The sequence below is a fragment of the Pseudomonas sp. NFX15 genome (genome assembly GCF_049132105.1).
Classification (GTDB): domain Bacteria; phylum Pseudomonadota; class Gammaproteobacteria; order Pseudomonadales; family Pseudomonadaceae; genus Aquipseudomonas.
Genome location: NZ_JAFMPV010000013.1, coordinates 48324 through 74096, shown reverse-complemented (window position 1 = coordinate 74096; position 25773 = coordinate 48324). Strand labels below are relative to the sequence as shown.

At 58.3% G+C, this 25773-nt stretch carries 26 protein-coding genes; 11 read left to right on the top strand and 15 right to left on the bottom strand.

Annotation, left to right across the window (positions count from 1 at the left end; all coding sequences use genetic code 11):
- Positions 1-88 precede the first annotated feature (88 nt).
- The 4 genes from J1D76_RS15755 to J1D76_RS15740 all read left to right on the top strand — a co-directional run bounded on the left by J1D76_RS15755 (position 89) and on the right by J1D76_RS15740 (position 2315).
- Entirely contained in the window at positions 89-775 is a 687-nt protein-coding gene (locus J1D76_RS15755) for a spermidine synthase (RefSeq protein ID WP_046043858.1), read from the top strand.
- Between the two features lie 49 nt (positions 776-824).
- Positions 825-1196, top strand: coding sequence for a YajD family HNH nuclease (locus tag J1D76_RS15750; RefSeq protein ID WP_007944009.1), 372 nt, complete (start codon positions 825-827; stop codon positions 1194-1196).
- A gap of 190 nt (positions 1197-1386) precedes the next feature.
- Positions 1387-1857, top strand: coding sequence for an RNA methyltransferase (locus tag J1D76_RS15745; protein WP_007911337.1), 471 nt, complete (start codon positions 1387-1389; stop codon positions 1855-1857).
- A gap of 80 nt (positions 1858-1937) precedes the next feature.
- Positions 1938-2315 carry a YgaP family membrane protein gene (locus J1D76_RS15740; protein ID WP_421139171.1) on the top strand — a complete coding sequence of 126 codons (378 nt, stop codon included), beginning with the start codon at positions 1938-1940 and terminating at the stop codon, positions 2313-2315.
- Between the two features lie 113 nt (positions 2316-2428).
- Here the strand turns inward: J1D76_RS15740 and J1D76_RS15735 are convergent, their stop codons facing one another.
- Together J1D76_RS15735 and J1D76_RS15730 are read right to left on the bottom strand one after the other, a co-directional pair.
- Complete coding sequence (locus J1D76_RS15735) at positions 2429-3658, bottom strand: hypothetical protein (RefSeq protein ID WP_421139170.1); 1230 nt, start codon at positions 3656-3658, stop codon at positions 2429-2431.
- 35 nt (positions 3659-3693) lie between these two features.
- Positions 3694-4143 carry a YcgN family cysteine cluster protein gene (locus J1D76_RS15730; protein WP_008015986.1) on the bottom strand — a complete coding sequence of 150 codons (450 nt, stop codon included), beginning with the start codon at positions 4141-4143 and terminating at the stop codon, positions 3694-3696.
- A gap of 164 nt (positions 4144-4307) precedes the next feature.
- Here J1D76_RS15730 and J1D76_RS15725 point away from each other — a divergent pair, with 164 nt between their 5' ends.
- Entirely contained in the window at positions 4308-4901 is a 594-nt protein-coding gene (locus J1D76_RS15725) for a nitroreductase family protein (RefSeq protein WP_421139169.1), read from the top strand.
- A gap of 137 nt (positions 4902-5038) precedes the next feature.
- Here J1D76_RS15725 and J1D76_RS15720 read toward each other — a convergent pair whose 3' ends face one another.
- From J1D76_RS15720 to J1D76_RS15695, 6 genes are all read right to left on the bottom strand, one after another.
- Complete coding sequence (locus tag J1D76_RS15720) at positions 5039-5971, bottom strand: D-2-hydroxyacid dehydrogenase (protein ID WP_421139168.1); 933 nt, start codon at positions 5969-5971, stop codon at positions 5039-5041.
- Positions 5972-6088: 117 nt separating this feature from the next.
- Positions 6089-6382, bottom strand: a complete 294-nt coding sequence (locus J1D76_RS15715; protein WP_421139167.1) for a YcgL domain-containing protein — start codon at positions 6380-6382, stop codon at positions 6089-6091.
- Positions 6379-7512 (bottom strand): ribonuclease D, encoded by a 1134-nt coding sequence (gene rnd, locus J1D76_RS15710; RefSeq protein ID WP_421139166.1) that lies wholly within the window; start codon positions 7510-7512, stop codon positions 6379-6381. The genes J1D76_RS15715 and rnd overlap by 4 nt, the downstream gene beginning before the upstream one ends.
- A gap of 123 nt (positions 7513-7635) precedes the next feature.
- Positions 7636-8298: a class I SAM-dependent methyltransferase gene (locus J1D76_RS15705; protein ID WP_421139165.1), complete on the bottom strand. Its 663-nt coding sequence runs from the start codon at positions 8296-8298 to the stop codon at positions 7636-7638.
- A 72-nt stretch (positions 8299-8370) separates the two neighbouring features.
- Positions 8371-10020 carry a phosphoethanolamine transferase gene (locus J1D76_RS15700; RefSeq protein ID WP_421139164.1) on the bottom strand — a complete coding sequence of 550 codons (1650 nt, stop codon included), beginning with the start codon at positions 10018-10020 and terminating at the stop codon, positions 8371-8373.
- Between the two features lie 190 nt (positions 10021-10210).
- On the bottom strand, positions 10211-11593 hold the full coding sequence (locus J1D76_RS15695; RefSeq protein WP_421139163.1) for a glutamine synthetase family protein: 1383 nt from the start codon (positions 11591-11593) through the stop codon (positions 10211-10213).
- 511 nt (positions 11594-12104) lie between these two features.
- Here J1D76_RS15695 and J1D76_RS15690 point away from each other — a divergent pair.
- Both J1D76_RS15690 and J1D76_RS15685 read left to right on the top strand, forming a co-directional pair.
- Complete coding sequence (locus tag J1D76_RS15690; protein ID WP_421139162.1) at positions 12105-13022, top strand: DMT family transporter; 918 nt, start codon at positions 12105-12107, stop codon at positions 13020-13022.
- A gap of 114 nt (positions 13023-13136) precedes the next feature.
- On the top strand, positions 13137-14075 hold the full coding sequence (locus tag J1D76_RS15685) for a LysR family transcriptional regulator (RefSeq protein WP_421139161.1): 939 nt from the start codon (positions 13137-13139) through the stop codon (positions 14073-14075).
- A gap of 3 nt (positions 14076-14078) precedes the next feature.
- Here the strand turns inward: J1D76_RS15685 and J1D76_RS15680 are convergent, their stop codons facing one another.
- The 6 genes from J1D76_RS15680 to J1D76_RS15655 all read right to left on the bottom strand — a co-directional run bounded on the left by J1D76_RS15680 (position 14079) and on the right by J1D76_RS15655 (position 19659).
- Entirely contained in the window at positions 14079-14444 is a 366-nt protein-coding gene (locus J1D76_RS15680) for a 5-carboxymethyl-2-hydroxymuconate Delta-isomerase (protein ID WP_421139160.1), read from the bottom strand.
- A gap of 46 nt (positions 14445-14490) precedes the next feature.
- Positions 14491-15417, bottom strand: a complete 927-nt coding sequence (locus tag J1D76_RS15675) for a LysR substrate-binding domain-containing protein (RefSeq protein WP_421139159.1) — start codon at positions 15415-15417, stop codon at positions 14491-14493.
- Between the two features lie 86 nt (positions 15418-15503).
- Positions 15504-17600 (bottom strand): DUF6311 domain-containing protein, encoded by a 2097-nt coding sequence (locus tag J1D76_RS15670; RefSeq protein WP_421139158.1) that lies wholly within the window; start codon positions 17598-17600, stop codon positions 15504-15506.
- Positions 17597-17983: a GtrA family protein gene (locus tag J1D76_RS15665; RefSeq protein WP_421139157.1), complete on the bottom strand. Its 387-nt coding sequence runs from the start codon at positions 17981-17983 to the stop codon at positions 17597-17599. The genes J1D76_RS15670 and J1D76_RS15665 overlap by 4 nt, the downstream gene beginning before the upstream one ends.
- Positions 17980-18690: a class I SAM-dependent methyltransferase gene (locus tag J1D76_RS15660; RefSeq protein WP_421139156.1), complete on the bottom strand. Its 711-nt coding sequence runs from the start codon at positions 18688-18690 to the stop codon at positions 17980-17982. Before J1D76_RS15660 ends, J1D76_RS15665 begins: the two co-directional genes overlap by 4 nt.
- 3 nt (positions 18691-18693) lie before the next feature.
- Positions 18694-19659 (bottom strand): glycosyltransferase family 2 protein, encoded by a 966-nt coding sequence (locus J1D76_RS15655; RefSeq protein ID WP_421139155.1) that lies wholly within the window; start codon positions 19657-19659, stop codon positions 18694-18696.
- A gap of 272 nt (positions 19660-19931) precedes the next feature.
- Here J1D76_RS15655 and J1D76_RS15650 point away from each other — a divergent pair, with 272 nt between their 5' ends.
- The gene (locus J1D76_RS15650) at positions 19932-20123 is read left to right on the top strand and encodes a YegP family protein (RefSeq protein WP_421139154.1); all 192 of its coding nucleotides are present in this window, start codon (positions 19932-19934) and stop codon (positions 20121-20123) included.
- 208 nt (positions 20124-20331) lie between these two features.
- Positions 20332-21804, top strand: a complete 1473-nt coding sequence (locus tag J1D76_RS15645) for a tyrosine-type recombinase/integrase (RefSeq protein WP_421139153.1) — start codon at positions 20332-20334, stop codon at positions 21802-21804.
- 9 nt (positions 21805-21813) lie between these two features.
- Here the strand turns inward: J1D76_RS15645 and J1D76_RS15640 are convergent, their stop codons facing one another.
- Positions 21814-22530 carry a hypothetical protein gene (locus J1D76_RS15640; RefSeq protein WP_421139152.1) on the bottom strand — a complete coding sequence of 239 codons (717 nt, stop codon included), beginning with the start codon at positions 22528-22530 and terminating at the stop codon, positions 21814-21816.
- Between the two features lie 859 nt (positions 22531-23389).
- On the opposite strand from J1D76_RS15640, the gene J1D76_RS15635 reads away from it, so the two are divergent.
- Together J1D76_RS15635 and J1D76_RS15630 are read left to right on the top strand one after the other, a co-directional pair.
- Entirely contained in the window at positions 23390-24163 is a 774-nt protein-coding gene (locus tag J1D76_RS15635) for a hypothetical protein (protein WP_421139151.1), read from the top strand.
- Positions 24164-24260: 97 nt separating this feature from the next.
- Positions 24261-25145, top strand: a complete 885-nt coding sequence (locus J1D76_RS15630; protein ID WP_421139150.1) for a hypothetical protein — start codon at positions 24261-24263, stop codon at positions 25143-25145.
- The last annotated feature ends 628 nt before the right edge of the window (positions 25146-25773 follow it).

The following is a 25773-nucleotide window of genomic DNA, read 5'->3' as shown; positions in this document are numbered from 1 at the left end:
TCCGTTGGCCTTGTCGTCATCAACAGGCTACTCCCAACTGCGTCTGTTTGCCCTCCCGTGTCGTGCCAATTTTCTTCAAGTGAGCCCCATGAAACGTTTCGTTCTGCTGGACACCACCCCCATCCCTGAAAACGGCGGTGCCCTGTGCCTGTTCGAATACGGCGAGGATTTTGTCATCAAGATCCAGGGCGGCGACGGCGGGCAATTGATGAACACACGCATGCACGGCTCCGAAGATGCCCTGGCCGAAATTCCCTGCCGCAAGGTCGCCGGCCGGCCGAATTCGCGGGTGTTGATTGGCGGCCTGGGCATGGGTTTCACTCTCGCCTCGGCACTCAAGCACTTGGGCAAGACCGCCGAAGTGGTGGTCGCTGAATTAGTGCCTGGCGTTGTGGAATGGAATCGCGGGCCACTCGGCGAGAAAGCCGGCAACCCGCTTCAAGACCCGCGGACCGTGATTCGCATGGAAGACGTGGCCAAAGTCCTGCAGGCCGAACCCCAGGGCTTCGATGCGATCATGCTCGACGTCGACAACGGCCCCGAAGGCCTGACCCAGAAGGCCAACAGCTGGCTGTACTCCGCCGGCGGCCTGAGCGCCTGCGCCAAAGCCCTGAGACCCAAAGGCGTGTTGGCCGTCTGGTCGGCCAGCGCCGACCGGCAGTTTTCCGACAAACTCAAGAAAGCCGGCTTCAAGGCCGAGGAAGTCCAGGTCTTCGCCCATGGCAACAAGGGCACCCGCCACACCATCTGGATTGCCGAGAAGCTCAAGGGCTGAGCTAAACTTCACTTATTACCGTCATTAGTCATTCTACAAAGGTGAACCCATGAGTTCGTCCACCCCGACCAACACTTCGAAGCTGGACCGCATCCTCGCCGACAATCAGCGCGACAAGGAAATGGGCTACCGCGACAAAGCCCTGAAAATGTACCCGCACGTCTGTGGCCGTTGCGCCCGTGAGTTCTCCGGCAAGCGCCTGAGCGAACTGACCGTACACCACCGCGACCACAACCACGACAACAACCCCCAGGACGGTTCGAACTGGGAGCTGTTGTGCCTGTACTGCCACGATAATGAGCACTCGCGTTACACCGATCAGCAGTATTTCGGCGAGGGCTCGCTGAGCACGCCGAAAATCGCCAAGGCGACGCATAATCCGTTTGCCGCCCTGGCCGGGCTGATGAAAAAAGAAGATTAATAATTTTCAGCGCCTGAACTGGCCTCTTCGCTGGCAAGCCAGCTCCTACGGGTTTTGCACCGCACGCATGACAATGTAGGAGCTGGCTTGCCAGCGAAAGCAATCGACCACACACCCACCAATCTCAAACTGAACACCCCTCCCTCAATCCCCGTATAATCGCGCTTTTTTCCCGAAAGGCACCCCGCACGTGGCAGACAAACGGTACAGCTGCATTGGTTTGTATAACCCCAAATCACCGGAGAACGTCGGTTCGGTGATGCGCGCCGCTGGCTGTTATGGCGTGGCGTCGGTGTTCTACACCGGCAAGCGTTATGAACGCGCCGCCGACTTCGTCACCGATACCAAGCGCGTGCACTACGACATCCCGCTGATCGGCATTGACGACCTGAAGAAAATCCTGCCCCTCAACTGTGTGCCGGTGGCCGTGGAATTGGTCGAGGGCGCCCGTCCGTTGCCGGAATACACCCACCCGGACCGTGCGTTGTACATCTTCGGCCCGGAAGACGGTTCGCTGGATAAAGAGATCCGCGATTGGTGCGAAGACGTGGTCTACATCCCGACCACCGGCTGCATGAACCTCGCTGCCACGGTAAACGTCGTGCTCTACGACCGCATGGCCAAGGGTCTCAATACCCGCTCCGGACCAAAATTCCGCTGAATCGCCGCACATTGGATGGAACAAGCAGCCTGCCTGGACAGTCAGCTTAACTATCGATCACTGAAGCCTGGAGACAGACCATGAGCGAACTCAAACGCGTCGAACGCATCGAATCCACCCCGTTCCAGAGCCCTTCGGAGCAGAATGTACAGGGCTGGGAGCGCATCGGCTCGCTGGCAGGTGGCATGGTGATGGTGGGCAAGGGCCTGCGTCGAGGCGGGATCTTCGGCCTGATCCAGGTCGCCATTGGCGGCGTGGCCCTGGCCCGGGGTATTACCGGGCACAGTTCGGCAAAGAGCCTGCTGGAGAAAAGCCGTCAGGACATGAACAACGTGCGGGCGAAAATCCAGCGCGCGGGTGAAGAGTTGAGCCAGTTGAAGGCCAATGCCGAGGCGGCGACCAAAACCGCTACGGTCACCGGGAATGATTCGCTGAAGTCGCCGAAAGCCGGGGTTTGATCCGGGATTTGTACTGAGGCAACCGGCCTCTTCGCTGGCAAGCCAGCTCCTACATTGGTTTTGTGAACGGCACAGTTCAATTGTAGGAGCTGGCTTGCCAGCGAATGGCGGTGCTACTGAATCAACTCGGTACTCAATACCTTGGAAGACCCACCGATCACGCTCTCGCTAAGCTGCACGAACGCGTTGGTATCGATATTCCCCAGCCGCATCGCCCCGCGCAACACGTCATCGAGCGAACGCTTGTTATGGGTTTTCAAGCGAATCTCGCGATCCAGTTCCTGCATCAACACCACGGCTTTGGCCACTTGCGCCGCATTGAGCTGCTCACCGCGTAAGGTGATGACGTTCTGGCTGCTCTTGAGCAGCCTGCCGTGCAGGCTCTCATAGCGCTCGTCACTCATGCCGCCGGCCCGGCGTACCAGTTCGATCGCGTAATACTCGGCAAAGCCTTCGCCGATCCAGTCGCTGCGCTCGGTGCCATTGATACGCCCGAACACCTGGGCCAACTCACGCACCAACGCGCTGCTGCCGCTTTCGCTGACCAACGGCAGGTGACTGTTGAGATAGATCGATTCGTGCGCTGACTGGCTGCCGCGCCACATCGGATCACTGGCCCCGACAATCAGCAGCTTGCCGGGGTGCCGTGGATACAGCGCCTGCACCTGCGGCCAGACGAAGGTCAGCAACGTCAGCACATCCATGCGGCGCATGCCTTGCCCCAGCGGCGAGGTGACAGTGACGTCGGTCTCGCCCAACCGAGTGCGGCGGCTGCCGAGTTGACCGGCGAGCATCCAGCCCGTGGGCCGATCGAACAATCGGGAAGGGTTATCGACGCGGAACTTGTTCTTGCCGATCCGTGGCCAGGCGGTTTCGACGCTTTTCCAGCCGCCGGGCAGTTCAAACTCCAGGCGTGCAACCAGTTCGATGCCGTCCTGCAGATCGAGTTTGGCCGCCGGTACCAAGTCATCGCCGCGCATCAACGCCCAGTTGGGTGTCATGCGCGTGTCGAAGCTGCCGCTCTTGCGTCCGTGGCTGATGTTCACCCGGTAAGTCAGGCTGGCTTTGTCACTGGAGGGGCTCCAGACACCGCGCACCGCTTTGCCGGGGGTCAGCTGCCATTGGCCGTCGGCCTTGAAGTCGCTGTAGTGGCTGCCATCGCCGAGGTCGAAATCCAGGCTGCGTACCGCCGAGCCCTGGGCGAGCGTCAGGCGTACTTCAGCCTGATCGCTCTGTGGCAGCAGGCGCACGTGATAATCCAGATTGACCTTGTTCGCAGCCCACACCGGCGAACTCAGCGCCAGCCATCCAACCACCCATGCCTGCCGCCATCCCACAGCCATACACACTCCTTGGTGAACAGTTGAAACCAGGGCAATCAGCCTGCGCGGAAAATCAGGTGATCTTCCCAATCATCTTCCGGCACGCTGCCTTCGGCGAGCATGCGCCCGGACTGGGAGATGCGCTCGTGATGCACGGCATCGCGATCGCCACACACCAAGTGATGCCAAAGTGGCAGGTCCTTGCCTTCACTGACCAGGCGATAACCGCAGGTCGGCGGCAGCCATTTGAATTCGTCGGCCTTGCCCGGCGTGAGCTGGATGCAATCCGGCACCGAATCACGACGGTTAGGATAGTCGGTGCACTGGCAGGTTTTCAGGTCCAGCAGTTTGCAGGCGATGCGTGTGTAATAAACGCTGTTGTCGTCTTCGTCTTCCAGCTTTTGCAGGCAGCACAATCCACAGCCGTCGCACAGCGACTCCCATTCCTCCTGATCGAGTTGATCGAGGGTCTTGCGTATCCAGAACGGTTCTACTTTGGCGGCCATGGTTCAAGCAACTGCATCAGGTGGTGAAAAGGCCGCCAGTCTAGTGCCCGAAGCCCCGTGGGCCAAGCATTGGCGACTGCCGGTAGAACGGGCTTGTCAGTTATTGCTCCGCCAAGTAGGGTTTTGCGTCGTTTCCCACTTTCAAACGTAGCAAGGAATCTTTGATGAGTGCCAACCCGCGCGTTGCCGATTACGCCATTCACCCTCAGTTCACTGATCGCTGGTCGCCCCGCGCCTTCACCGGCGAAGCGATTCCCGAGGAAACCCTGCTGAGCTTCTTCGAAGCCGCCCGCTGGGCACCATCGGCCTACAACTCGCAGCCTTGGCGCTTTCTCTACGCGCGCCGCGACACACCGAACTGGGAGCGTTACCTGGGCTTGCTGAACGAATTCAACCGCAGCTGGGCGCAACATGCGTCGGCCCTGGTGATCGTGATCTCGAAAACCACCTTCACCGCGCCAGGCGCCACCGAAGAAACCCCGGCCCTGTGGCACACTTTCGATACCGGTTCGGCCTGGGGTCACCTGGCGTTGCAGGCGAGCCTGAGTGGCTGGCACACCCACGGCATGGCTGGTTTCGACCAGGCACTGACCCGCAAGGAGCTGAACATTCCTGAAGGCTACGCCCTGCATGCCGCTGTTGCAGTCGGCAAGCTGGGGGACAAGGCAAGCCTGGCGGACTACCTGCAAGCCCGCGAAGAGCCCAGCCCGCGTCGCCCATTGAGCGAACTGGCGGCTGAAGGCAACTTCACCCTCTAAGCCCATGCACTCCTTCTGTAGGAGCGAGCCTGCTCGCGAAGCACCTGATGGCAACGCGTTTACCCAGATGACGCGCGTCATCGTTAGCGACCTTCGCGAGCAGGCTCGCTCCTACAGTTTTTGGCTTCAGCGGTGAATCAATACCCGCGCTCGAAATCCACTTCCCCGCGCAACGCTTCACCCGCCTGATACGCCCGCAGGTTGTCGACGAACAGCTTGACCATCATCGAAGGCGAAGTCGGCGCCGAGCTATGACCGGTCAACAGCAAGCCCCAGGCCGTCCAGAACGGATGACGCTGCGGCAGCGGTTCCTGACGGCAGACGTCAATCACCGCGCCCGCCAGATGCCCTTCTTTCAACGCCTCTACCAGGTCCGCATCGACCACCGCCACACCGCGCCCGACGTTGATGAACAACCCGGTCGGCTTGAATTGCTTGAACAGCGCTGCATCGTAGATATCGTGGGTGTCCGCCGTGTTCGGCAGCAGATTGACCACGTAGTCGACCTCGCCGACGAGTCGGGGCAAATCGGCCAGCGAACCGACTTCGCTAAACGGCGCCTGTTCCCGCGCACTGCTGGCGATGCCATACAACTCGACGCCGAACGGCACGAGGAATTGCGCGACGCTCTGGCCGATATCACCGGTGCCGACGATCAACACCTTGCGCCCCGCGAGGCTCTGGCCATGGCGACTGTCCCACTTGCGCTCGACCTGGCTGACCAGCCGCGCCAACACTTCACGCTCGTGACCGAGCATGTAGGTGAGCACGTACTCGGCCATCACCTGCCCGAAGATGCCGACCGCCCGGGTCAATCGATAGTGGCATGGCAAACCGTCGGCCAACAGCGGCGTGATGCCAGCCCAGGTCGATTGCAGCCATTGCGGCTGATGGCCCTGGCGCAGCAGGGTCGCCAGCAGATCAGGCTGGCCCAGCCACACCGGACAATCCGCGGCCTGAAGGGCCAATTCGGCGGAGTCGCCGCTGGTCAGCACCTCCAGATCCGGCGCCGCCTCGCGCAACAGTTGGGCGTACACGGGATGGTCGTGTTCAGCAATCAGGACGCGCATGCTTCAAACCTTTCAAAAACGGGGCAGGCGAACGCCGACGGAGCAAGGCTCCTTCGGCGTCCGACGCAAAAATCAATCAGTGTTTCATGACCACGCTGAATCACGCCTGTATGGCGTTCACATCGGGTCGTTACGACGCAGCAACTCTTCCGGCAAGTGCTCGATGTACTCGTCTTCGGCCGGTGGCATTTGCAGGTGATAACCCTGTTTTTCCAGGTTATCCAGTACGACCGTGATGTCTTCGCGCGACAGCTTGCGCTCGGGGCTCAATACCAGGTCGAACGCGTGGATTGCCTTGCCGAAGGCCACCATCAGGGGATCCGGCACACGCTCAAGCGCATCGCTCTTGAGCACATACAGGTACATTTCGTTTCTCTTTGAGCTGCGATAGATGGAGCAAATACGTTTCAAGGCTGTTCTCCGGCGGAGGCCAGGCTGTCGAGCAGCGCCTGGCCCATCAATTCGCGGCGCCAGCCACGCAACGAATCAGGCAATTGGTAAGGCCCCTCAGGGAAACCGCTCTTGAGCAGTGCCTCCAGGGTTTTCTTGCGTAGCATCAGCTCCGGGACGATGCCCAGGCGCTCTGACTCGGCCTGGCCGATGGCCTTGAGCTGTTTGAGCAGCGCAGCGGCTTCCATCGGCAGCGGCTCCGGCACGGCTGGCGGCCACTGGTCAGGGGACACACTGCCCGAGCGCTTGATCAGGTCCAGCAGAAACTCGCCGTCCTGGCGCACGGTACGCGGGTGCATGTCTTCGATTTTCGCCAGGGCACCGAGGTTGTCCGGTTGCGTACGCGCCAGCGGCCACAGCGAATGCTCGCGGATGATCCGGTTGCGCGGCAGGTCACGGGCACGGGCTTCCTTTTCGCGCCAGGCGCAAAGCTCACGCAGGACGACGAGTTGGGCGCGAGACAGTTTCCAGGCCAGCTTGGCGTCGCGATAAACCTCGTACGGATCGATCTCGCGGCGCAGGTTGGCGACCAGTTCGGCACCGTCTTCCAGGACCCAGGCGTATTTATCGTCGGACAATTTCGGACGCAACTTCACGAAGACTTCCGCCAGGTGCACGGCATCTTCGGCGGCGTAGCTGATCTGGGTGTCGGAAAGCGGACGTTGCAGCCAGTCGGACCGGGTTTCACCCTTGGGCAGGTCGATGCCGAGCACTTCCTGCACCAGGCGCGAATAGCCCATGGAAAAACCGAGGTTCAGGTAGCCGGCCGCCAGTTGCGTATCGAACAGCGGCACCGGCAGGCTGCCGGTCAGGCGCAGCAGGACTTCGAGGTCCTCGCTGCACGCGTGGACAACCTTGACCACGGCCGGGTTTTCCAGCAAAGCGGCCAGGGGTTGCCAGTTGTCGATGGTCAGGGGATCAATCAGGTAGGCGCGTTCGCCATCCCCGACCTGCAACAGGCCGGCAATGGGGTAGAAGGTGTCGACCCGCATGAATTCGGTATCGAGGGCAACGAATGGCAACTGCTGCCACTCGGCACACCAGTGTCCGAGGCTATCGTTGTCGCGAATCCAGTGAATATCGATGGCCACACGGCTCTCCCTTGATGAATGGCGCGCAGTATATATCGCCCCCGGCGATTTCCACGCATCCACTGAGCAAGAGCGTTAGCGAAAATTTCTGCATGACATGAAGAATAGTCCGACGACGTCGCACTAGCTGGTCTTACCCAGCACGTAGATTCGCATCCGTGCACAACCGGGGAAAAAGTCCTGGTGGCTGAGCAAACGGAAACCCGCCTGCCTGAATTCGCTTTCCACCTCGACCTTGGACGGCAACGGACGGACTGGAATGCCCTCCACGTCTGAGTGCGTACCCTTGAAAAGACCGTCGAGGCGCACCGCGACAATCACCGTATCGCGACTGACCCGGTAAAACTCCCCCAACATTGCCAGTCGATGTTCCGAGATGTGCAGGTGCTGAAACAGTTGCATGCAAAAAATGCTGTCGACCGCGTTCTCCGACAAACCAATCGAGAACGCCGAGCTCTGGAAGGTCTTGATCCGCTTCAACAAGGCTTGCGGGTGATGAGTGCGCGCATGATCAAGGATGTCCTGGGACGGATCCGTCGCCAGGATCACCCGGTTCGCATGTTCGGCCAGCACCGGCCAGAAACGTCCCACGCCACACGCCACGTCGAGGATCAGTCCGGGTTCGCCCGCCACCTTGAGCGCATTGCGCACGAGCCGCTCCTCACGCCAGAGCGCCAGACGTCCGCGCAGGCCCGGCGCTTGCGGCTGAAGGCAGACGCGCGCGTGCTCCTGGTCGTAGCGCCGGGCGATCTCAAGCTCGATGGCGGATGGAGGCTGGGCAGACATGTGCAAGGGCTCTTGATGAAAGTGGTACAGGCCGCGGGGCGGCGGCCGTCGTGTGAATCAGGAACGGTGCACTCAATCCTTGGCCAACACCCCGTCGGCCACTGGACCGCGGCATCCGGCAAACATATCCAGGTTCTGGTTGTAGACCTTGCTGTTGACCTCCAGCAGCCCGAGCATCGAGTGGAACAGGTTGTCCTGGCTCAACGGTTTTTCGCGGTTCTGTTGCAGGCACTGGGTATTGACCGAGAACGACTTTTTATAACTGTCGGAGAACCAGGCAAACATGGCGACATGCTTTTGCTGCTCCGGCGCCAACATGTAAGGCGTGCCATGCAGGAACAAGTTGTACTCACCCAGGGATTCGCCGTGGTCCGACAGATACAGCATGGCGGTATCGACTTTGTCCTGATTGGTGCGCAACAGATCGATCAGGGTCGACAGCACGTGATCGGTATAGACCAAGGTGTTGTCATAACCGTTGACGATACTTTCGCGGCTGCAATTGTTCAGTGCATTGCTCTCGCAAACAGGGGTAAAACGTTCGAACTCTTTCGGATAACGCTTGAAATACTCCGGACCGTGGCTGCCCATCTGGTGCAATACCAATACGGTGTCCTTGTCCAGGGTATCAATGAAGTGTTGCAGGCCCTGCAGGAGGATTTCATCGCGGCATTCGCTGTTGGCGCACAGGGCCGGATCTTTCAGATTGCTGACATCCTGAACGGTGACGCGATCGCACGTGCCTTTGCAGCCCGACTGGTTGTCACGCCAGATCACGTCGATACCCGCACGCTTGAGCACGTCCAGCAGGCCTTCTTCGTTTTTCGCCTTGCTCGCGTTGTAGTCCTGGCGCCCCATGTTGGAGAACATGCAGGGCACCGAAACGGCCGTTTCAGTACCGCAGGAATGCACGTCGGTAAAAGCGATCAGGCCGTCTTCCTTGCTCAGTTTCGGCGTGGTGTCGCGGCTGTAACCCAAAATGCCGAAGTTCTCTGCCCGGGCACTTTCACCCACGACCAGCACGGTCAGGGATTTACGCCCATGAGTTTGCCAGGCTGGATTACGCTGGGCATCTTCACCGATCTTGACGAAGGGTTGCCGCGCGGTCGCTACTTTCTCGCGCAGGAAACCCGCCGAGGCGCCGATGTAATTGCTTGGCACCACCATCAGGCGCAACTCATGATGATTGCGAAACAGTGAAGACAAGCCTTGATAGTTAATCAGTGCCACACCGCCGATGACCGCAGCCGACGCAAAAGCCACCAGAACTTTGCTCAGTAGTTCACGGTGCCAGCGACGATAATTAATCGGCGTTTTCCACAATAGAAATGACGGCAATACCCCAAGCAGCAACAGATAAACAAACAACTTGGGCGACAGTAAGTCACGCACTTCCGTGGCATTGGTTTCTGCGAAGTTGCGCAGCATGCCGGTGTCGATCAGGACACCGTACTGACTCATGAAATAGGCGACGCCGGCGCTGATCATGAACAACAGCGTCAGGACCGGCTTGAGCAACGGGCGGAACGCCAGCAGGGTCAGCACGATATTGAAGGCCGCGAAGATCATTACGCCGAAGGCCACGCGCATGATCATGCCTTTGCCGTCGGACGCGGTGATCTCGAACAGGTGTTGCCACAGTACAAAATTGAAGCCAACTAACAAAAATGCGCTGGCAATCAGTGTCACCCATTCGGGGCGCACGGCTTTAATCTTAAGCATGAGGTTCGGCGGGTCCTGAAAAGAAGTGCCTTCGGCAAATGTGAAAATTTCATTTACCGAGACAGCTCTAATTTTAGATAGCCAACCATCAATTTTTTGTGAAAAAGAAGCCAACAATTAGTCGGCTCCCGAAACCCGCCTGAAACTTTTGTACTATTTGAGAATGGTTCAGGCCTGGTTCAGTTTCAGCTCACGCCTGATGCAGATACCAGCGCCAGTCCTGCTCGCCGACCTCCCCCATGAATTGGCGATATTCGGCACGTTTCACCGCCAGGTAAACGCCGAGGAATTCACCGCCGAAGGCGTCCCGGGCCCAGCTTGAATCCTCCAGGGAGCGCAAGGTCGTCAGCCAGTCTGTCGGCAACAGCTTCGCCGCCTGGGCATAACCGTTGCCTTCGACCGGTGCGCCCGGGTCGAGTTGTTCGCGGATGCCCCGGTGAATACCGGCGAGGATCGCCGCAGCCGCCAGGTAAGGGTTGGCGTCCGCGCCACAAATGCGATGTTCGATGTGCCGCGAGTACGCCGGGCCGCCCGGTACGCGCAAACTCACAGTACGGTTGTCCACGCCCCAGGTGGCCGCCAGCGGCGCATAGCTGTTGGTCTGGAATCGGCGGTAGGAGTTGGCGTTGGGACAGAACAGCAGCAGTGAATCGAGCAAGGTACTCAGCATGCCGGCCACAGCCTGCTTGAGCAGCGGCGTTCCGTCCGGGGCTTCACTGGCGAACAGGTTGTTGCCGTCCTTATCCGCCAGGCTCACGTGCATGTGCATGCCGGTGCCGGCCAGGTCATTGAACGGCTTGGCCATGAAGCAGGCCGTCATCCCGTGCTTGTGGGCGACGCCCTTGACCAGCCGCTTGTAACGCACTGCCTCGTCCATCGCCTGCAACACATCGCCACGGTGCTCGAGGGTGATTTCCACCTGACCCGGCGCGTATTCGGAAATCGCCGTGCGTGCAGGAATACCCTGGAGCTTGCAGGCACTGTAGAGATCGGCGAGGAACGGCTCTATCTGTTCAAGCTCGCGCAAGCCATAGACCTGAGTGCCGCGCGGGCGCCCGCCATCGACATCCCTTGCCGGTTGTGGCCGGCCGTTGCTGTCGCGTTGCTGATCGAGCAGATAGAACTCCAGTTCTGCCGCCATGACCGGGTAATAGCCGTCCGCCTGCAAACCCGCGATGACTTTAGCGAGCAAATGACGGGGGTCGGCAATGGTCGCCGGCATGCCCTCTGTCGGGTGCATGCTGACCTGAACGGCCGCCGTGGGAATCAGGCGCCACGGCATGCGCGAGAGGCTGCCGCTGATCGGGTAGGCCCGGCAATCGATGTCACCGACATCCCAGACCAGCCCGGAATTTTCCACGTCATCGCCGTTGATGGTCAGGCCAAGGATGGTGCTCGGCAATGGCCGCCCGCTTTCATACACCGCCAGCAACTCATCACGGTGCAGCAACTTGCCCCGCGGCACCCCGTTGTTGTCGAGGATGAACAGCTCGAACATCTCGATGTCCGGGTTCTGCTCCAGGAAGGTCAGGGCTTCTTGCGGGGTGGCGAACGAGGTCGTGGCACAACTCATGGCAATTCTCTTTTTCCGTGTCTTGCGGGTGCGCAAAAGCACCCGCACTTTAATCCCGCCATCAAGCGGAATCTGTAGGAACTATCAGCGGAAAAAGCGGGAATCCGGTGGGCGCGCATGACGACAATGCCACAGCGCCCAGAAGGCCAGTTCGGAAGGAAGTGCACTGAGGTTTGGCGCGCTGGCGGGCGTGAATCGACGACCATGGCTCGACGCTGGGGCGTCGATGCATGCCTTGGAGTGGATTGCGACTGGCCGACCGTCCATAGGGAGAACCGCAGAAAACAGATGGATCGCAGCGTCACACGACGGCTTGAGTCGTTAAATCGCGATTTGAAGAACTTTGGATGCTGGCTGGCTAAACATTCAAGCCAACACTGCTTTCCCTGGTGTGAGCGAGCAGGCTCGCGCCTACAGTATTTAGTTTTTAAATACCTCGCCGGATATTCTGATTTGCCGCTTCCCGGCCCGGCGCGCCTAATCGGAACCCCACACACCTCAAGGTCCGATCATGAAATCCACCGGTTTCACCATTGCCCACGCCAGCATGCTGCTGTGGGCCTTGTTGGTCGCGGCGTCGTTTTCCGCGGCGGCGCAGGTCAGTCAGGCAATCGATCCGGTCCTGCTGACCGGTTTGCGCCTGCTGTTTTGCGCCGCAGTATTTTTGCCGCTGCTGCTCGTCAAGGGCGATGTCGCCATGACGCCGCGCGGGCTGCTGGGGCACGCGGTGCTCGGCCTGTTGCTGGCGCTGTATTTCGGCTCGTTGTTCGAAGCATTGCGCTACACCTCTGCCGTCAACACCGGGACGATGTTCACCCTGGTGCCGCTGATGACCCTGGGTTTCGAAGCGGTATTGGCCCCTGACAGCCGCCTCAAACAACGGATCGTGCCGATGCTGCTCGCCGCTGCCGGTGCAGTGCTGTTGATCATGAAAGGCACGGGGCCCGGCGAATTACCGTCGCCTTATGCGTTAGCCGTGTTCGGCACCGGTTGCCTGGCGATGGCACTCTATGCGCCCCTCAATCAATGCCTCAAAGCCAATAGCCTCAAAGGGCGCGGGCCGGTGCCCATGACGTTCTGGAACATGCTGTTTGGTGCGCTCTTCCTGCTGGTGCTCTGTGGCTTTAGCGGCGGTTGGCGTTCGGCAGCGTTGCTGAGCCTCAATGATTTCTACTGGCTGATGTACCTCGCCGTGTTCGCCACGCTGGCGACGTTCTGGCTATTGCACCGAGCCATCGGTGTGATTGCGCCGTCCTCGGTGATTTCCTACATCTACCTGAGCACGTTGTTCATCACCCTGTTCCACTGGTTTTGGGGGCGGCAAATGCCACTGCCGCTGGAGTTGGCCGGCGCCGTGCTGGTGGGGATCGGCATGTTCGCGCTGCTGATGTCCAGCCGCCGAACTTTTTCGCCGGTGGCCCAGGGCTGAAATGACGGATGGCGAAAGGGCCTGCAAGGCGTTCTCCCTGCCCGCCCATTCGGCTAGGATCATCCGCTCAGCTTCGCGCGCGGTCGGCGCAAGGGGCACAGCGAGAGGCAAGGGATGCTCAACAGTAATTCGCTTAGAAAACTCGACATGCAGGACCTGCTGGTGTTCGTCGCCGTGTATGAGCAGAACAGCGTCACCGCGGTATCCGAGGCGCTGGGTCTGAGCCAGTCCACGGTCAGCTACTGCCTGAAAAAACTGCGCAGCAGCTTCGCCGACGAGCTATTCATCAATACCCGTACCGGCGGCATGCAGCCCACCTACAAGGCCGGCAGCATGTACCCGCACGTGTTGAACATCCTCGATAGCATCAACCTGTGCTACGCCGGCTCAGCGACATTCGACCCGGGTTTGCAACCGGTGACCTTCAACCTCTGCGCACCGGAATATTTCGAGCAACTGATCCTGCCGCGCTTATTGAAAGCTTTCGACGCCAGCGACCTGCCGGTGAGCATCAATGTGTTCAAGCTTGAAGCCGATATCCCGGCCGACGCATTGCGTGATGGCAGCCTCGACCTGGCGTTGTGCTTCGGTCCGAAGTTTCATCGCAGCCATGCCGGCTTCCACTCGCGGACCCTGTTCGAGGACGACCTGGTGTGTGTTTTCGACCAGCGCGCCGCACCGCCGGAACCGCGCTTGAGCCTGCAAACCTACGTCGAGCGTCGCCATGTGTTCCCGACACCCTGGACGTCTGCCACCAACATGGTCGACGGCTGGCTGGCGCAACAGGCGCGCCAGCGCCAGATCATCGCGCGCGCCAATAGCTACAGTGCAGCGCTGAAGCTGATTACCGGCACCGACTACGCCTTGACCCTGCCCCGGCGCATCCAGCGACTGCTGGCCAGCGCAGACACCTTCCATTGCCGCGAAGCGCCTGTTGGCCTGCCGGGCTTTACCCTGGACATGCAGTGGAGCCAAAGCGCTGACAGGGACAGCGCCAACACCTGGCTGCGAGAACAGGTCATCCGCGCCTGCGCCGAGCAGGAAACGGCCTGACGCTCAGTGGCTGATGGCGGTCTTGCTGTAGGAATCGCGATCGATGTCGAGAATTTCCACGCACAGTTGCACTTCAATACCGCTCGGCCATTCACACAGGTCCTGCACCACGACCAGCAGGCTTTCCGACAGCTGCTTCTTGATCTCGGCGGAACGCCCACTTAACAGCGCCAGCTTCACATGCACGAACGCCCGCTCGGCCAGGGCCGTACCGACCTTGAACGTCTCGACCTTGACCGCGCGGCTCTTGATGTCGAATTCGGCGGCAAACTGACCGGAACCCACCAGCGTATTGTTTAGCCGTATCAGGGCCACATCGGCATTCAGCCTGGTGAGGTTGGCGGTGTATTCCATGTGCAGGTGAGGCATGAGTTGGCTCCTGAAAGGCGTTGAAGGGGTCGTACATATACCCTGCTCATTCGGGCAATGGCAACACGGCGCGCTCACTCATGAACGCTTCCAGGCGCGAGCGCAACCAGCGTTCGGCCGGGTCGGTATCGACATGACTGAGCCAGACCATGGACAGGTCCAGGGTCGGTGTCTTGAACGGAAAGGGTTCCTTGAACAACGCACCCGACGCGGCCATTGCCTCAGCGGTATAGTCCGGCAGGCTGGCGATCAGGTCGGTACCGGCGAGCAGTGCTGGCAATGCGCTGTATTGCGGGACCGAGAGCACCACCTGGCGTGTGCGGCCAATGTCCGCCAGCCACTCGTCGGCATAACCGCTGATGTTCGCCGTATGGGAAACCAGAACGTGCGGCCGTGAGCAATATTCATCGAGGGTCAACGGCGTATCGCTGGCATCGGCGCGCAGGATGCTTGGCTGGATATGCCGCAGCAACTTGCGCTTGGCATTGGCCGGCAGGCCACGGGTCTGGCTGATGCCGACGGTGATGTCGCCGGCGGCCAGCAAGTCGGGAATCCGCCAGTAATCGACGTGTTGGACCACGAATACCACGCTCGGCGCTTCCTGACGCAAGGCGCGCAGCAAGGGCGGCAGCAGGCCGAATTCGACATCGTCCGACAGCCCAATGCGAAATGACATGGTGCTGCTGGCCGGGTCGAAATCATGGGTCAGGCTCAAGGCCACGGACAAGGAATCCAGCGCCGGCGACAGGTGCTTGATGATTTCCTCGGCCCGCGCGGTCGGCTCCATGCGATGGCCGACGCGAATGAACAGCGGATCATTGAACATCGCACGCAAGCGGTTGAGCGCCGAACTGATGGTCGGCTGGCCGAGAAACAGCTTCTCCGCCACCCGCGTGACATTGCGCTCCAGCATCAGCGTTTCGAACACCACCATCAGGTTGATATCGGCCTTGCGTAGTTCGTTGCGATTCATCCATTGCTCTCCAGGCTCCCAAACTCGAAGCAGTGTAGAAAGTCCACGGGACTGGCGTCCATCGATACGCGCCATCGAGCGGTCGGTCAGTGAACGGTCAACGTTTTCAAACCCAACCCCATGACGCGCGGGTCATCGTTCAACCCCAGGCTTTGCGGGCTGACGGCATCAGGCAATTGCAGGTGGACGTTCAAAATCCCGTCATCCGCCAGTGTGTTGCGCACGGCCGCGGTGAGCGGAATGTCCAGTTGATTGCCCTGGGCTTGGGTCAGGCGTGTCGACAGCACTTCTATGCCGTTGAGACTCACGATAACCCGTTGGCTGAGCTTGGGCGCAAAGGCAAACGCCATGGCATGGATGACGATCGAGTGTGTCTGGGGGGCGACCCGCAACACGATTTCGGCTTCCTGCCCATCGCTCCAGGTGCCCCAGGTTTCGGGTGCAGCCCAGCCTTTGCCCAGTTGCCGGCTCTTGCGGTTGAACGCCTTCATCACGCCCGGCGCACTCATGGGAACAGCTGTCATCGCCTGCGCCTCATCGCCCATCACCAGGCATTGGGCACAGCGTTTCCAGCCGGGGGCCAACACGACAAAGTCGTCGACCCTGGTCAGCAGGTCGGTGTCGCGATGAACATTGCTGATGGCAGCGTCCAGCGCATCGCCTTCGAGGATGTACAGCGAGTCGGCCTCATACTGGCCGGTAGCGAGCCTGCGTTGCGCCTCGCGTTGCGCGCTGTCCAGCGCCGACGAACTGACGCGGCCCATGTACACGGCGTCCGTCTTCAAGCCATGGCGCGCAGCGAAATCGGCAATGGCCTGCCACTGTTCCGGCTGGTTGACGGGGATCAGTGCGCGGATATTTTTGTAGTGGCTGGCCGCGCTGCTCCAGAATGGGTCCTGCATCGGGCTGGCCCAGGCTGAAGTCTGCGGCAGCATTTTCATCGCTCTCAAACCTGCCCAGCCGGCGCGGGTATCGACGATTTGCACAACCAGCGCCAACGCCAGCAACGACATGGCGACTCGCGGTCGATAGCCGCGTACCACCAGGAACGTGACGAGCGCGACAATGGCGTAGAACACTGGCCAGAACATCCGCCCCGAGGCCCGAAAGATACCCGCCAGGCCGACCACGAATTCGGGCAGCGGATAATGAAAAGCCGACTTGCCGAAACCGACCTGATTCGACAGCGCGAACAGCGTCAGTCCCATCAACGCCCAGGGCAGCAAGGGACGCGTGCGTAGCAAGGGTTTTAATGCAATGTCGCGACGCAGCCACGCCACGCCCGCCAATGGCACCAGCAACAGCACACCCAGCCCCAGATAGTTGAAACCCTCGTAGTCACCTTCGCCCTGCGCAATGTTCGGCAGCACAGACGACCAGCCACTCGGATCGAACGGCGCCACCAGGTTCATGCGAAACCAGCCAAATCCGGCCCCGGCCGCCCCGTCGCCAATGCTGAAATAACCGGCCTGCCAGCAACACACGCTGACCAGGGCGAACAGGCCCGCCAACTCGATCAGCCCCTGACGACGAGACAGTTTGCCGATCAACAGCTTGCCCAATAGATCCGCGACCCAGAGCAGCGCCACCATGGCCAACAAATAGGCGTGCACCAGCGCCGTTGTCGCCAACAGCGTGCCCCAGGCCAGGCGTCGCCGCTCAAGCGCCGGGTGCAACGCCAGATACAGGGCCGCCAGAATCAGAAAGTGCCCCGCCAGGGACAGGTGCCAGCCCATCCGAAAAAACATCGGCGGCGAAAACACGAACAGGCCCGCCCCCAACAGGCGCAGCACAGTGTTATCGGTCATCAACCCGAGCAGCTTCCAGGCAAACCAGGCCTGGAGAACGAAACAGGCCAACAGCCAAAAACCCAGATACTGAAAGGTCTCCGGCAGCCAGGTATTGAAGGGTTTGAACAGCAGCGCCAGTAGCGGATTGGAGTCAGAGAAAATGATCGCACTGCCCAGCTCCAACCCATAGGACGGGTTGAGTCCGAGCGGAAACGACCAAGGCGCCTGACGGAAATACACCCACCCCAGGTAATGCGTCGCCGGATCACCGTCCTTGAGCCAGGCGATGTTTTGCGGATCCAGCACCCGCGGTCCGACCACCAGAAAAAAAGCCAGCACGCCGAGCAACAACGGTAAAAGCGAGAGGGCCGGATGCCTGTTCGAATCCCTCATCGATAGGTCCAGAAGTTATGCAGAACAAAGGTGAAGGCCGGAATGATCAGCGCGACGGCGCCGATGCCCAGCAAGTAGTGGAGTCCCGCCCGTTGCGCCACCCAGGCGATCAACATGGCCAACAAAAAACCGCCGAACGAGACCAGCATGAAACGCGTCAACGTGCGGCCATGCAACCGGGAGGAAAAGCTCCAGGTCGTGTTGATGACGTAGGACACCACCGTCGCCACGGCAAACGCCACGCCGTTGGCCAGAGGGGGGTGGGCGACGACAAAATTGATGAACAGGATCGCGACCAGCGCATGCAGGGCCGTCACAAACAGTCCGGTCACGGCAAAGCGCAGACCGCGCTGGATCAGCGCTTTTTTTTCAGTGCTGGTCACGGTTTTTGCGCCAGCACAAACACGCTCAACCCCGCCAGTCGGTTCCTGCCCATCAATGGCAGCTCAAGCGCGCAGAGGGTCTTGAGCACCCTGTTCACCAGCGGATGATGGCGCTTGAGCTGTGAGCGAGGCGCCGAGGCTTGCGGCCCCTGGGGCAGCAAGCGCAATGCAGCGGCAATCGGGAACACGGCACCAAAATAGTAGGCCCCGCGCTGCACCGACAAACCCGCGTTGCGGGCCAGGGTTTCACATTGGTTCAAGGTGTAGCGTCGCTTGTGTTCGAGGAAGTCGTCGTGGCTGCTCCACAAAAACTGGAAGGCAGGTACTGTCATCAGAAACCGGCTGCCTGACGGCACGCTATCGACGTAGGTCTTGAGCAGGCCTAGGTCGTCATCGACATGTTCCAGCACATCCATCAGCAGCACCAGATCGGCATCGACGGTCGCAACCCGGCGACGATAATGCACGGGTTTGCCGGCGGTACTCGCGCTGGAATCGGCGGGATAGCTGATATCGACGCACCACGCCTCGCGCGCATCGGTGTGGGCCAGCAGATGGTGGGTAAAGAACCCGGAGCCCGCACCGACGTCGAGGATCCGTGTGATCGGTGCATCGCCGAGCAGGCGACGGGTGGCTGCCGCTTTCGAGCAGTAATACCAATGCTCGCCGATGCTGTCGCCGAGGATGTCGGTTTCCTTGAGATCCATGCGCTAGTCCTTCGGGTCGTAGACACGGCGCACGAGAAAAACCGGCCGGCGTTTGGATTCGATGTAGGTACGGCCCAAATACTCACCAAGCACCCCGATACCAATCAGCTGCAAGCCCCCCAGGAACGTGATGGCGACCATCAGCGAGGCATAACCGGGCATATCGATGCCATAAATCAACGTGCGTACCACGATAAAGATGGCAAACGCGAAAGACACGAGCGACACCATCGCCCCGATGTACGTCCAGACTCGCAGCGGTTCGGTACTGAAACTGGTGATGCCTTCCAAGGCAAAATTCCACAGCCGCCAAGTGTTGAATTTGCTCTGCCCTGCCACCCGCTCAGGACGCTGGTAATCAACGTGGGTGGTGCGAAACCCGACCCATGCGAACAGACCTTTCATGAATCGCCGGGATTCGGGCAGCGTCAGCAGCGCATCGACCACGCAGCGATCCATCAGGCGAAAGTCGCCGACGTTTTCCGGGAGCGGCTGCTCAGCGATCTTGTTGTGCAGGCGATAGAACCAGTGTGCGGACGTCTGTTTGGCCCAGGTATCGCTACGACGGCTGACCCGATGCGCGAGCACCACTTCATAGCCCTCTCGCCAGCGCTCGATCATCTGCAGGATGACTTCTGGCGGGTCCTGCAGGTCGACATCGATCGGCACCACGATCTGGCCGGTGGCGATCTGCAAACCGGCAGACATTGCCGCTTCCTTGCCGAAGTTGCGGCTCAGGTCAACGATGCGCAGGCGAGAATCGTGCTGCTGACGCTCAAGCAGGCGTGCGAGCGTGTCATCCGTACTGCCGTCGTTGATGAACACCAGTTCAAGCGTGATCGAGGGCTGCGGCGCAAAGACTTCGTCAACGCGCAGAAGGAAGGCGTCGAGGCTGTCGTGCTCGTTAAAAACCGGGACAACCAGCGATAACGTCACCTGGGCGGCCAGTTGCGTTCCGTGCTCAGTCAATGGCGTGCTCTTTTTATAGTGATTTCGGTCGCCGAAAGTTTTCGGGCGCCATGAGCGGATCTGTATTAAGCAGCAGCCCCGACGGGCTTGCAAGGGTGGGACGGCGCCGATCCGGACAATCCAGAGGCTGATCCGCCCGCCCTGATCCGCCGCCCCGGAATCCTTACCAACGATTGGAAACAAAAGACCGATAGCCAAAAAAAACTGCTCCGTTAGGCTGACATCGATGCGTCACACAGGCTGTCGCACGACTATCGCAGGGAGCGAACCGAATGTATTTCGAGATCTACAGGCAAATCAAAGGCACACCGAGCACCGGCAAAGGACAATGGCGATGGAGGTTGCGGGCGGGTAACCATGAGACCGTCGCCAGCGGCGAGTCTTATGTGAACAAGGCTGATTGCCTGCACGTCATCCAGTTGATCAAGGGCGTGCAGGATGAGACTCCGATCAGGGAGATCTGATCGCCGCTTGCGATAACCGCAGAAACGAAAAAGCCCCGTAGCTTCTCAGCTACGGGGCTTTTTCTATGTAATGGCGGAGAGATAGGGACTCACCATAAAGAAGAGTTTCGATCAACAAGCCCGGTATTACGGGGCTTTCAGCGTGCATAGTAGTACAATTGAGTAGTACAATTCGCTGTACCACTCCCCCACTTCACGGCGCACCCCAATGTCAGACAACTTGATTCAGAAGAAAGGCGAATCGACATGGTATGTGCGACTGGCCGTGCCTAAAGCTGTGCGAAAAGCTATGGGCGGGAAGTCCGTTCTGATTCAGTCGTTAAAGACCGGCCTTCGATCCGAAGCAATGACCCGACGCCTCTCTGTTCTTGCTGGATGGAAAGCGCAGTTTCAAGCTGCACGAACTGGCAAGCCATTACCACAAGACTGGCAAGAGTCGATGACTGGGATGCTCGAAACGGTGGACAGGGTAACGAAGCATTCCAAAATGGCGCGCATAGGTGAAGCTGGCCCTGCTCCTTATGTCGTACCCGATCCAACTGAAATGGCGCAGTTCATGGAAGACAACCCTGCCATGGTGGACGCTCTCAAGGGAATGATTCAGAAAGGACGCCAAACCCCCATGGGTCTATTCAGGCTTGATGATGAACTGGGGGACATGTTCAAAACCGCGATAGCTCAACGGTTTGAAACCCACTACACGCCGAACGCCGATCAGAAGGAAGAGATCAGGATGATTGCGGCTGGTGATGGTGATGGCATTCGTAAAGTTCGGTCACCGATCACCAAGCAGCGTATCGCTACTTTCCGCCAGTATCGTGAAACGCGGAATGTCGCCACCAAGACGATAGATCAGCAGCAGTCCAAGCTGGAGAAGCTGTCGGCATACCTGACGAAAGAAGGCAAACCGCTCGACTTCGATACCGTATCGGCGTGGCTTGACTCGCTCAAGCTGGCGAGCAAGACCCTCACCCAATACTTGCTGGCAGGTAACGTCTTCTGGAAGTGGGCGATGAAGCACGACATTCGTTGGCGAGAGGATTTCAAAGACAAGGCCAATCCTTTCGATAACCATGAACTACCGCAGACCCGTGGTAAGGAACGTGCAGACCGTCAGCGAAAGGACTTCCAGCCAAAAGAAATTGCAGAGCTTCACGCTGCTGCATTAGCCGCTGACCACACGACACTGGCTGACTTGATCCTCTTGGGTGCGTACACCGGTGCCAGAATTGAAGAACTGTGCCAGTTAAGAGTCGAGCACGTGATTAAGCCGGACGGCATTGAAAGCTTCGACATTGTTGATTCGAAAACCGCAGCGGGTATCCGTGTCGTACCTGTACACCCTGACCTGTCGAGCATTGTCGAGCGCCTGAAGAACGATTCCAAGGATGGCTACCTGATCCCGTCTGACAGTAAGAACAAGTACGGCATACGATCTGACGCGCTCTCAAAGGCGTTCGGCAGACTCAAAGAAGCGCATGGCTACGGCGCCCAACACGTGTTCCATTCGATCCGCAAGACGGTTATCACTCAACTTCACAGGGCTGGCGTGCAAGGGCCACTGATTGCTGAACTGGTGGGACATGAAACTGGAACCGTGACCTTCGACGTTTACTCACAAGGGGCGAGCGCGCTACAGAAGCTGGCAGCAATCTCCAAGCTCCCTTCCCTCATTGCCTAAAAACGCCTATCACAAAGGCAGATGGGACATGTCGAAGTCCGGGGACAGTACATACGCACGACCATCTGGACTCAGAAAAACGCCCCTGCCAGTGTTGGCGTAAAAATCAGCAACAAGGTTACGTTTCAACAGCACATCAACAGCCCCTTCAGTCTCGACCATCGTAAGTTTGATTCGCTGGCTGAGGCTTTTCACATAACACTCCTCGTCGGTATTGTCGTAATACGCGATAGCAGCAAGGACTAAGCGTTGTTGCTCGTTGAGCGGCTGAACCTTTGGTGTCTGGAGGTCAGCAATTTTCGCATTAGCAGCAGCCAACTCTGAATCAATAGCCTCTAGCTTCTTACGCATCACCTTCAATTCTTGCTTGGCAACCTCCGACTCTTTGCTGGCTGTCTTGGCCTTCTCAACAGAGTCTCTCGCGCTCTTATAAGCCTTCTCTTCTTCAGCCTTCGCAACAGCCACCACGAGACGCCTATCCCAATAGCTCCAAAGTCCTAGAGCGATGGCCAGTGGTGCGGCGCCAAACACAAGCCAAAACAACCACTGTTGCACCGGAATCGTTTGGCCTAGCCACTCCCCAACCGCTGCATACGCGGAGCTAAAAAGCGAAAGATCGTAGTAACTATCAAAAATTTTAGTGATGGCCCACGCCGCGAAGGCGCTGAACGTCCACCCTGCAATTTTCTTCAATACTGAGCCCTGCTTTGCGTTGTCCGTCTGCATTTCATCACCTGTGTATGCCCGATTTCGCGGATGTTAACTGAGTAATACGACCAGACGCCAACCGATCAGGCCCATCCAAGGAACACAACTATTTGAGCGTCACGAGTGCCCATATCAACCTGCCCCCGGAGACAAAATCCTCACCTAAGCAAGGGCTACGTTCGTCGGGCACGATAACTTTTGATGTCTACGGTTCAGGGGTGCCCGGTGAGACCATCTCGGAGATGCTTCGGGAATTGCTCGTTGCGGTGGTCAGTGACAGTGTTGTTGTGGGCTATTGGTGGCTCCGAAAACTCGCTAGAAACCACTGATAAACTCGAGCATAACCTGCACTGTATTCGTCATGTCCTGAGGGATAACCGTCGTTAAGTCCACTGTTTACGGGCTTACATGGCTGTATGGACTAAGCAGGGCGCTTCCACTCCGCTGGAAACTGGTTTATGCAAAATGGCACGGCGCTATGGGGCTCTGAAATGATTCGCTTCCGGAACAAAGTTACAACCACATCTGAGCGCCTGCCGCAACAACTCCTTGACAAGCGGCACGTAGTTGTGAAACTATACGCATCTGCCACAGCGGGCAGAACAGATCGCCGAGAAACCTCTACGTGGCCAGTGCTGAAAATGCACGAAACCGCAGGAGGTTTTTTAACGCCTGAATTTCGGCTGACCACCGCCTGACGGTCACAGCAGATCATGAGAAGCCCCATGACAAACGCAATCGAAGCAACATCAACATTGAGGTCGACGACATCGAATAGCTAAGTTCCTGCTCCTCCGTAGTGAGAAGAATGACGAGCCCGATGCCGACCAATGTGTCGGTTTTTTATCGCCCATTTTTAACTACATAGGAGGATTTTATGAGCAGCACTTTTACTGAAAACGACAAGACCAATGGTGAATCGCCGCGACTCGCACGCAATCACCTCATCTGCCAGATCGCAGCTACAACGACAATTCCCGGACACAGAGCTCCGTCCGCCAACGACAGCGTTAGCGGGAAGCTTGTGTGTGGAGTTGGGATTAACGATCTTCCCGGACACTCGTCCTACCGTGACCCTAAGACCGGTAAGCTCGTGCTTCAACCAGCGTACTCAACATGGAGCGCGGTGATTCATCGCGGCTATGACGAGAAAGTCCATGCTCGCTACCCCACCTACATTGGGTGCTCTGTACACCCTGAGTGGCTCAGACTTTCTGGGTTCAAAGCTTGGTTTGATCAAAACCATGTTGAAGGCTGGTGTTTGGACAAAGACCTGATTTGCCCCGGCAACAAGGTGTACGGACCGGAGCACTGTCGATACGTACCCCCGTACCTCAATCTCATTGTGACTGACTCCTCAGCCACACGGGGCGAATGGCCGCTGGGCGTCACCAAGCAGAAGCAGGGCGGAAAATTCAGAGCTCTTTGCAGAGCAGATGGCAAGCAAATTCGCCTCGGCAGTTTTGACTGCCCCCAAGCAGCACACAAAGCTTGGCAGGTGAAGAAGGCAGACGTCATTGATGATGCTCTACGGCGGTACATGAATGAACGAGTGGTGCATCTAGAGGTTGTACGAGCGTTGATTCACTACGCTGACCGGCTTCGAGCTGACGCGACCGCAGGCAGGGAAACTACTGGTTTCTTCGCTTAAACAGCATTACCAAACATAGCCGCAGGCGTTCACTTGCGGCCAAACCAAACACTGAGGCAACCGCCTATGAAATGAACTAACCAGAGGAGAACAATCCATGTCGCACCCATTCGTTTTAAATTTGATTCCCACCGCCCACGCCGCAAATGATGATGCCCCCTCCAGGGCGGCAGCCCTCCTTGATCCTCGCAAAGAAAAAGTTCTCGCACTCCATACAGCTGGCATGTCTCGCCGAAAAATCATTGAAGCCACAGGTGAGACCGAGCACTACGTTCGTCAAGTCATCAAGGGTGTGCCTGTAACCGAGAAAGTCCCAATATCCCCCTTCGAGCGTGCAGTCGCTCGGTGTTACCCGATGGCGATTGGCCGCACCGGCATCAAGGACTATCAACTTCGGCAGATTCTTCACGAATGCTACGGTGTTGAGTGGAACACCGAGACGGGGAAATTCGAAAGCCTGTACACCGCTGACCACATCAATCGAGTTCGCACCAAAATCAGAACCTTGGCGGAAGAAAGGACTGACAGTCCGCTCTTCGTAATGGACTGGGTCAACACATGTCGCCCTACCGAGTCGAGAATTTCCATCGAAAAATGCGCTCTTAGGATCGAGCAGGCTATCGTGGAAATTGTTGATGAGTACATGGACGAGCATCGCCAAGATGCGGTAAATGACGAGATTGAACTGAACGAAGCACAGAGAAAGCAGGCGTATGCTGCGCGTCGTCACATCCTCAAGCTGGCGATACGCGAGTATCATTCCGAGCCCACCGAGACTCTACTCGAACGGTCACTGACGCTGACCGATGCGTTGGCCCAGCACCCTGATGCACCGATGAATTCAGTCAGCCGGACACGAAAAGACTACTTCCCGAAACCCAGTGGACACGATGCTTTCTTGGATCATTGCGAGGCGAAAGGCTGGCTGCACCCTGCCCACTATGCAGAGGTGGAACAGGTCATTACGGCGGCCGGGTACTGATCACCCAGACGTATTCACCCACCCACGCGTACCATATATATGTGAGTGGGTGGGTGGACGTACCGTCCAATAATTATTACTCCAGACGTTGACGTCTGAGTGGGATAACCTGCTTCGAAGACAATAGGCGTATCGTCCCCATTCTGGATCAGCACACCAGTAAATTAAATGATATCAATACACACCTACGCTCTTGATTTTGATCTTCTTATGCGAAGCATGTAGGGTAACCACTGTAAGTTTCACTTACGACCTGATTCAGATTTCATGGTTGGGGATGAATGATATATAAATATCATCCCCATAAACTTTAAGGCTTACCGCCTTGGTGTGCAAGCTGTCAGTGTCCACTGACATGGTCACTACTGAATACTGACGTATTCATTTATGCACGGAAAAACAAGAGCAAGATCAAGGGCGAAAGCTGGATTTGTGTATATTTTATTAATTACTGAAGTACACCCGAAGGAATGTCGGCGGTCACGCCGTAGCTGAGTGCTCTTGGAAAGCTCACGCTTTCGGTGCAAAGACTCTAAACGGACTTTTAGAGTGGATGCTTATTAATGTTTCGCAGGTGGCGACGTGCCTTAATGAACACCCTGAGTGGCCCGTCTATATGGTGATCATT